Origin of the sequence: Pseudoalteromonas sp. SWYJ118, assembly GCF_015864505.1 — a bacterium.
GTDB lineage: Bacteria > Pseudomonadota > Gammaproteobacteria > Enterobacterales > Alteromonadaceae > Pseudoalteromonas > Pseudoalteromonas arctica.
In genome coordinates, this window is the sequence record NZ_JADYXC010000017.1 from 95,265 (window position 1) to 103,841 (window position 8,577).

The 8,577-nt window shown below is 37.9% G+C and carries 7 protein-coding genes; 4 read left to right on the plus strand and 3 right to left on the minus strand.

Going from position 1 to position 8,577, the window contains the following annotated elements; translation table 11 throughout:
• Window positions 1–40 precede the first annotated feature (40 nt).
• Genes wecC through galU form a run of 3 tightly spaced genes read right to left on the minus strand, consistent with a single transcriptional unit; the run spans window position 41 to window position 3,381 of the window.
• The gene (gene wecC / locus I6F48_RS15315; protein ID WP_197119775.1) at window positions 41–1,291 is read right to left on the minus strand and encodes a UDP-N-acetyl-D-mannosamine dehydrogenase; all 1,251 of its coding nucleotides are present in this window, start codon (window positions 1,289–1,291) and stop codon (window positions 41–43) included.
• Window positions 1,292–1,314: 23 nt separating this feature from the next.
• A complete protein-coding gene (gene wecB / locus I6F48_RS15320) occupies window positions 1,315–2,451 on the minus strand; it encodes a non-hydrolyzing UDP-N-acetylglucosamine 2-epimerase (protein ID WP_197119776.1) in 1,137 nt (378 codons plus the stop codon).
• A 30-nt stretch (window positions 2,452–2,481) separates the two neighbouring features.
• The gene (galU, locus tag I6F48_RS15325) at window positions 2,482–3,381 is read right to left on the minus strand and encodes a UTP--glucose-1-phosphate uridylyltransferase GalU (RefSeq protein WP_197119777.1); all 900 of its coding nucleotides are present in this window, start codon (window positions 3,379–3,381) and stop codon (window positions 2,482–2,484) included.
• A gap of 300 nt (window positions 3,382–3,681) precedes the next feature.
• On the opposite strand from galU, the gene I6F48_RS15330 reads away from it, so the two are divergent.
• The 4 genes from I6F48_RS15330 (at window position 3,682) to I6F48_RS15345 (ending at window position 8,313) form a co-directional block, all read left to right on the plus strand.
• A complete protein-coding gene (locus I6F48_RS15330) occupies window positions 3,682–4,377 on the plus strand; it encodes a transglutaminase-like cysteine peptidase (protein ID WP_197119778.1) in 696 nt (231 codons plus the stop codon).
• Window positions 4,361–6,364, plus strand: coding sequence for a bifunctional diguanylate cyclase/phosphodiesterase (locus tag I6F48_RS15335; RefSeq protein WP_197119779.1), 2,004 nt, complete (start codon window positions 4,361–4,363; stop codon window positions 6,362–6,364). Before I6F48_RS15330 ends, I6F48_RS15335 begins: the two co-directional genes overlap by 17 nt.
• A gap of 21 nt (window positions 6,365–6,385) precedes the next feature.
• Entirely contained in the window at window positions 6,386–6,895 is a 510-nt protein-coding gene (locus I6F48_RS15340; protein ID WP_165727333.1) for a hypothetical protein, read from the plus strand.
• Window positions 6,896–6,996: 101 nt separating this feature from the next.
• Window positions 6,997–8,313 carry an O-antigen ligase family protein gene (locus I6F48_RS15345; protein WP_197119780.1) on the plus strand — a complete coding sequence of 439 codons (1,317 nt, stop codon included), beginning with the start codon at window positions 6,997–6,999 and terminating at the stop codon, window positions 8,311–8,313.
• Window positions 8,314–8,577 lie beyond the last annotated feature (264 nt).

Here is an 8,577-nt window from a genome sequence, read left to right on the forward strand (position 1 = left end):
ATATATTACTTTCATTTAACTTACTGATAATCATATTAACTTACATTATCCCGCGCGTATCTATAACAACTTTTGAGGCAAATTCTGTTTTATCTGCTGCTTTAAATTGTTTGTGATCTACTAGCACTACTATAATATTAGCTTGCTCTAGTGCGGTTTCTAATGTTGTAAGCTCGACACCTTTTGACGAAAGCTTTTCAGGTAATTCTTGTATATTAGGTTCTACCGCTAAAATTTCACCTACGTTTTGTGTGGCTAGCTCTTGTACTATTTGAAGAGCAGGACTTTCACGCAAGTCGTCAATGTCAGCTTTAAATGCTAAACCTAGGCACGCTATTACTGGGCGTTTAAATTCGTCGGCGGCTTTTGCTATTTTATTTATTACGTAATGCGGTTTTGCATCATTTGTTAAACGCGCTTGTTTAATTATTTTTGCTTCGTCTGGGCAGCTAGCAACAATAAACCAAGGGTCAACAGCAATACAATGCCCGCCTACACCCGGGCCTGGGTTAAGTATATTTACGCGAGGGTGGCGATTAGCTAATTTAACTAATTCCCATACGTTAATTTTAAGCTTGTCACAAATTACAGATAATTCATTAGCAAATGCTATGTTTACATCACGAAATGAATTCTCTGTTAGTTTTGCCATTTCAGCTGTACGTGCGTTTGTTACGATGCATTCACCACGCACAAATGTTTCATATAATTTTACTGCTTTTTCGCTACACGTTTTACTCATCCCACCGATAACACGGTCGTTAGATACCAGTTCTTGTAGTACATAACCTGGTAATACGCGTTCAGGGCAATGTGCGACGTTAATGTCGGCTGCATCGCCTTTATCTTGCGGGAACGATAAATCAGGGCGAGCTTCACTTAGCCATTGTGCTAGCTGCTCTGTTGCACCTACTGGTGAGGTTGATTCTAAAATGACTAAATTGCCTTTTTCGAGTACTGGGGCAATAGTTTTAGCTGCAGATTCTATGTAGCTTAGATCTGCTTTATGATCACCGCTTTCGCTATGGATAAATGGTGTTGGTACTGCAACCATAAATACATCAGCTTTTTCTGGAACCGTTGTTGCTCGTAAGTTACCTGTAGAAACAACACCGCGTACAATAATATCTAAATCAGGCTCTACAATATGTATTTCACCAGCATTAATTGTATCAACCGCTTTTTGATTTACATCTAAACCAATAACGTTAATCCCTCTTGAGGCTATTACAGCTGCTGTTGGTAACCCTATGTAGCCTAAACCTACTACTGATACTGTTTTAATTGTCATTACAAAATCCTTTAAAAAACTTTTTATTGCACGTTAAAGTGTTGTTTAATTTTTGAAATAATACGCTCACATGCTTTACCATCACCATATGGGTTATGAGCTCGGCTCATTGTTTGGTAATCAGCTTGATTTGTTAGTAGGTTTTTAACTTCATCTATAATTCGATTTTTATCGGTGCCTACTAATTTAACTGTGCCTGCAGCAACTGCTTCTGGGCGCTCAGTTGTATCGCGCATTACTAAAACAGGTTTACCTAAGCTTGGCGCTTCTTCTTGTACGCCGCCTGAGTCAGTTACTATTATGTGGGCTTTACTCATCAGGTATACAAATGGCAAGTAGTCTTGAGGTTCTATAAGCTGTACGTTTTTAACGTCTTTTAAAATACGATTTACAGGCTCACGTACATTTGGGTTTAAATGCATAGGGTAAAGTACTTGCGCCTCTGGATGTGCAAGTGCTATTTCTGCTAGTGCTTCGCAAATACGTTCAAAACCACCACCAAAACTTTCTCGTCTGTGGCCTGTTACTAAAATTAACTTTTTACTTTCGTCTAATTCTGGAAACTTTGCTTTTAGTGTACTTATTAATACTTCATCTGTTTTTACTTTATCAACAACTTGTAATAGTGCATCTATTACGGTGTTACCCGTTATAACTATGTCGCTTAAATTAACACCTTCGTTAAGTAAGTTTTGCTGTGAAGTATCGGTTGGTGCAAAGTGAAGTTTTGTAATTGCACCTGTTAATTTACGATTTCCTTCTTCTGGCCAAGGAGATGCTAAATTACCTGTGCGTAAGCCTGCTTCTACATGCCCTACCGGAATTTGTTGATAAAATGCAGCAAGGCTTGCTGAAAGTGTTGTACTTGTATCGCCATGAACAAGTATTAGGTCTGGCTTAAACTCTTCCAAAATAGGTTTTAAACCTAAAAGGATGTTTGTAGTTACATCGTATAAGCTTTGGCCTGGCTTCATTATGTTTAAGTCGTATTCTGGTACAATTTCGAATAAGTCTAAAACTTGGTCTAGCATTTCTCTATGCTGCGCGGTAACGCATACTTTAGCTTCAATACCATCAGCTAAGTTTAATGCTTTTACCAATGGCGCCATTTTAATAGCCTCAGGACGCGTACCAAATATGCTCAATATCTTAATAGCCATGACTTTCCTTAATTTGAATAATTCAATCTATTAGTTGCTTACAGCAAATAGCTTTTTAACTTGCTGGGTAAATTCCTGACCCATTTGACTCGATTGCATTGCATATTCGACATTAGCAAGCATATAACCTAGCTTCGAACCACAATCATGTGACTTACCTCTTAGATGGTATGCTTCTAGAGTTTCCAAATGGCGTAATTGTAATAATGCATCAGTAAGCTGTATTTCACCGCCCGCACCTGGTGGGGTGTACTCAAGTAAATCCCAAATAGCGGTAGATACAACATAGCGCCCTGTAATAGCTAAATTACTTGGCGCTTCGTCGTTATTAGGTTTTTCGACCATGTTTTTAATTGCAGCATTTTCGCCTGCATTTATTTTTTTACCGGCTAAATCAACCACACCATATTGATGCACTTGTTCTTGCGGTACGGGCTCTACCATTACTTGGTTGTAGCCTGTTTTATCGAATCGGTCGATCATTTGGCTTAAATTGTCAGTTTTTGAATTTGATTTATATTTATCGATAATTACATCGGGTAGCATTATCGCAAATGGGTTATTACCAACAATTGGACGCGCTGCTAATACCGCGTGGCCTAAGCCTAGTGGTGCTGATTGACGCACAGAAATTACCGTTACATCGGTTGGTACTATTGAGCGAACCTCTTCTAGCAGGCTACGTTTTACGCGTGCTTCTAGTGTGGCTTCTAGCTCAAAGCTTGTATCAAAGTGATTTTCGATTGAGTTTTTTGAAGCGTGTGTAACAAGCACAATTTCTTTAATGCCTGCTGCTACAGCTTCGTTAACTACGTATTGAATTAAAGGTTTATCTACCAGAGAGAGCATTTCTTTAGGGATAGCTTTAGTGGCTGGTAACATGCGTGTACCAAGGCCAGCTACAGGTAAAACTGCTTTTAAAACTTTCACTTTAATTCCTTTCATTATTTTGCTAAACAACAAAAAAAGAAATTACTAAGCTAAAATCCCTTTTCAAGCGCTTCACATGCCGTGTGAGATTGCTATTATACACAACACAATAATGCACTCAATAATTAAAGAGTACTTTTTGATTGTTTTTTTGTTAAATTTATGTTGCATGAAATTCGATTTCATCACACTATTCTAGTACTCCCATACTTTTTGGTGATCTACCTTTTCAAAGCTAGCAATACTATACTAGGCTTAGCTTGTTTGGTTATTTGGAAAAACAGACTTAAAGGAACATTTGTGCGTTTAGGGTTTTGCATTTTATTATTAGTGTCTTTTTTTGTATGCGCACAAGATATGCTTTTGTATTTACGCAATAGCGATATAATTGCGCGCGCTCAAAAACAGTATGGTGATGAGGGCCACAAACGCATTAAAAACTGGCTAAGTTTTATAGATGAATCGGCTGACAAAAGTGAATGGCAAAAAATCCATTTAGTGAATGACTTTTTTAATAAGCACATTAAATACAAAACCGATGATGAGCTTTGGCACCAAAAAGATTATTGGGCTACCCCGCTTGAAAGCTTAGGCGTGGGTATGGGTGATTGTGAAGACTACGTAATTGCCAAATACTTTACGTTAATAGCGCTTGGCGTACCCGAAGATAAAGTACGTTTAATGTATGTACGTCAAAAAACAGTTAATCAACCTCACATGGTGCTTATATATATTGAAACTCCTAATCAAATCCCCTTTGTTTTAGGTAACTTTAATACTAAACTACTGCCCGCTAATAAACGCTCTGATTTAACACCTATATATAGTTTTAATGGCCAAGGTTTATGGTTAGCCAAATCAAAAGGGTTAGGCAATAAAGTAAAAAATAGCCGTGGTGTTTCTGCCTGGAACACCATGCTAGAGCGAATTGAACAAGGTGAGCTTGCGCCCGCCAAAAGTGATAAAGGAACACCGAGTTATGTCTCGACTTTTTAAAAATGGATTAAGTTTAAAAACCCAAGTATATGGCCTTATTATATTGATTTCGGTACTTTCGTTTTTTGTACGCGTAATTACTGACGTTGATACCACTCGCCAATACTTACAAACACAAATGGGTAGCCACGCGCAAGATACAGCAACAAGCTTAGGGCTTTCTATTTCACCCTACCTTGAAGAAGATAGCTTAATGATTGCTCAAACCATGGCAACCGCTATTTTCGACTCAGGTTATTACAAACAAATAAAATTTACTAACGCCGATAGTAACGTGGTATTTAACCTAACAAGCCCAAAACGCGTTGAGTCTGTACCTAATTGGTTTATTACAGCAGTAAAGCTTAAAGCCCCGACTATGCAATCAGAATTAAACAATGGCTGGATTATGGCTGGAGTGCTTGAAGTAACAAGCCATGTTGGGCAATCGTATTTAACGCTATGGGAACATACTAAACGCAGCTTTTATGGTTCTTTATTATTATTGGTAGCGTCGCTTGCTGTAGCATATTTGATATTACGTGCTGTATTTAAACCTTTAAAAGCAGTAGAGAACCAAGCTCACCTGGTAACGCGTAAACGCTTTACATTAAACGACGAAATACCTGTTGCGCGCGAGCTGCGTACTGTAACTAAAGCCATAAATAATATGGTAATGAACCTACAAAGCACCTTCGACTCTTTAACAAAGCAAACACAAGCACTTACCGATGAAGTATATGTAGACTCACTCACTGGGCTGGGTAACCGCCGTTCGTTTGAGAACCACTTTAACTCAGTGGTTGACACCATTACTAGCGACACTCCAATCACTGCAATGATGGTTACTCTCCCCTCACTTGCTAATATTAACCAAACTGTAAGTTACCAAGATGGTGACGAGCACGTACATGATGTAAGCGTTACTTTGCAAAATGTGTTTGGTGCTTTGACCAACTCTAAAATATTTAGACTTAACGGTAGTACTTTTATTGCTTTAGTCCCATTCGATATGCAATTTTTAAGTAGAACACGCCTCGATATAAATGATGCCTTTAGTAAAAAGAAAAACAGCTTACACGTAAATGGTTTTGCTAACTTAGCGTTAGTAAGTGTTGATAATGGCTCATCTATTGGGAGTGTGCTTTCGGCGCTTGATACTGGCTGTACTATTGGCGATTCGGCTGTAAATAAAGTAGATAAAGATACTTTGTTTAGTGTTAAAGAGTGGCGTTCGCTTATTCAGTCAATTATTGCTACTGGTGAGGTTAGCTTTTCGGTGCAGCCAGTCAAGCGCACTAAATCAGAAAACAAGCAGTGCTACTTTGAGGTGTTTGCTCATTTTACGCATGAAGGCGAAAAGGTTAATAATGGCCATTTATTTGCTATGGCCGAAAAGCTTAACTTAACCGAAGAGTTAGACAAAAAAATAATTCGTAACTTTGTAAACGTTAAAGAGCAACACCCAGACGATACATTTGCGTTAAATATTAGTAAAGCTTCGTTGTATTCAACTGACTTTATTGAATGGCTTACTCTTTATGCTCACACTAAACCAATTATTAAAACAAACTTGGTTTTTGAATTGCATGAAATTAGCTTGCTTTATAACGTACATGTTGCCTCTTTACATATAGATACAATAAAAGATATTGGCATAAGTGTGTGTGTTGAACACTTTGGCACTAGTTTAACCTCGTTTAGATACTTACAAGGGTTAGATATTGAATATATAAAAATAGATGGTAGCTATATTCAAGATTTATTAGATAACACCCAAAGCCAATTTTTTATTCAAACAGTTAATAATATTTGTCATGGCTTTGGTATTAAAGTTTTAGCTTGTTTAATTGAAAAACCTGAAACTTTAAAGGTACTTGAAGGTTTAGGTTGCGATGGCGTACAGGGCAATTTAATAATGCCGCCAACCAAAATAATAAAAACTAATGATAATGGCGCAAATAAAGAGTTTACTTTTTGCACCGATGCGCTAAAATTTTGTAATTAATACTCTACCAAGGGACAAGAGATGAAATCATTTATATTGGCCAGCTTAATCGCTGGTGCATCTGCACTTACAGTTTTACCAAGTTATGCACAAACGGATACTGATGCAGTCGTACAAACTGAAGGCATGACTAATTTAGTCAACGTTTTAAATAGCGTAACCGCTGAAACAGCTCCAGATCAGCTTAAAGCAGACTTAGTAGCGGCTATTAACGGCGTATGTACAAATTGTACTGCTGCCCAAGTTGATTCTATGATGACTGTAGTTGTAGACGCTATTGGTGCTGATAGCCCACTTATTGCTGATTTTTTAGCTGCACTTGTAGCCGCTGGCGTTGACAGCGATACCGTTACACTTGCTGCTATTACCGCTGGCGTTGATGCCACTGTTGCCTCTGAAGCAACAGCAGCTGGCCCAGGTGGCGCTCCAACTCCTGTAGCCCCGGTAATTGTTACTTTACCAACAACTCCAGTACCACAAGGTGCCGGCGGCACAGGTGGCGATGAAGGTATATCTGAAGTCGGTAACTAACCGTTAATAAAATAATAAAAACGCAGCCTTTTGGCTGCGTTTTATTTTATATGGCTTATTTTTTTAGCCCTTCTTTTTAGGCTCTTAGTTTAGAGAATCCTGTGAATCGTTTTATATTTTTTTTACTCTGCGCAATTTTATTTTTGCTGCCCTTACCATTAGGTAGTTACCGCCCTTGGGCAATTTTAGCAATGGGGATATTAATTAGTGCTACCTTTTTTATCCATTTAGTTTACAGCAGTATTAATAACGAGCACCCTTTATACCCTCCTTTATATTCTTGGCCCTTATTTACTGTACTCGGTATAGTTGCGGGCGTATGCGCAGTACAAATATTTACCGTAAGTGTTGACCCGTTTCAAACTAAACAAATGCTTATTAAAACAAGTTTTATGATTTTATTTTGTTGGCTTGTGCTTATTTATTGCAATAGCGAAAAGCGTATTAAAAATTTAATATATGCAATTATAAGTGCCGGCGTGTTTCAAGCTTTATATGCGACTTATTTAAATTTATCGCCAGATATAATTAGCCCGTTATTTGGCTATAAACATACCGACCGTGCTATTGGCACGTTTACTTACTCTAACTTTTTGGCTAACTTTTTAGCTTTATGTTTATGTTTAGGTATTGGTGTTTTAGTTAGCGAATTAAAGCGTTCTACTAGCGATTACAAACAAACATTAAAGCAAACGCTTCGTGCGTGGGCTGAAATACTTTTAAGCTCAAAAATAATTTTACGTATTTCGTTAATTATTATTATTGTTGCGTTAATTTTAACGCGTAGCCGTATGGGTAACTCGGCATTTTTTATTGCATTAATGGTTGTTAGCTTACTCGCGTTTTTTATTTACAGGCAAAAACCTAAAGCGTTTAAACTACTTATAGTTAGTTTTTTTATAATCGATTTAATTATTATTGGCGCTATATTTGATGTAGAAAAAGTTAAACAGCGTATTAGCGAAACCAGTATTTCATCAGAAACCCGCGACGAAGTTGTTCGTGATTCAATACCCCTCATTTTAGATAAGCCTTTATTGGGCTCTGGTGGTGGTACATTTTATACTGCGTTTCCGGCGTATCAGTCTGAGCCTTATTCTGGTTACTACGATAACGCCCATAACGATTACGTGCAGTTTGCAGTAGAGCTTGGGATACCCACTACAGCCGCACTGGGCTCACTTATACTTTATTGTTTATGGTTATGTATTGCTACTATGCGAAAACGTAAAACAGCGCTGTTTCAGGGTGTTGCCTTTGGTTGTGCCATTGCAATTATAGATATGCTGCTGCACTCGTTGGTAGATTATTCTTTGCAAGCCGGTGCAAACTCAATGTTGTTTATGACTATTTTATGTTTGGCTATATTAAGTAGTAAATTACCTGCGTCTAAACGAAGTCGAAAAGAGCATGGTTAAATACAAAGCTAAGTAATTACCTAATATAGTGATTAGAAGCAGCGCTTCTCACGCGAGCAAGCTCTGCTTCTACCGCCCAAGGTATAGATTTACGGTTGTCTTGTTAGCGTGACAAGCAAAGCCTGTATAAGTGATTTATTCACAACCCCCTGTGTCAGGATAGTTGTCGCCTCTAACTTTTAATAGAGGCAGATAAAATGAGACGTCGATTTACACAAGAATTTAAAGTTCAAGCTGTTGAAAAAGCATTATCTCAATGTGATG

What these genes read in the sequence shown, in the direction of transcription:
- wecC (WP_197119775.1), bottom strand. Translation starts at nt 1,291, where the DNA reads ATGACAATTAAAACAGTATCAGTAGTAGGTTTAGGCTACATAGGGTTA.
- I6F48_RS15335 (WP_197119779.1), top strand. Translation starts at nt 4,361, where the DNA reads ATGTCTCGACTTTTTAAAAATGGATTAAGTTTAAAAACCCAAGTATAT.
- wecB (WP_197119776.1), bottom strand. Translation starts at nt 2,451, where the DNA reads ATGGCTATTAAGATATTGAGCATATTTGGTACGCGTCCTGAGGCTATT.
- I6F48_RS15340 (WP_165727333.1), top strand. Translation starts at nt 6,386, where the DNA reads ATGAAATCATTTATATTGGCCAGCTTAATCGCTGGTGCATCTGCACTT.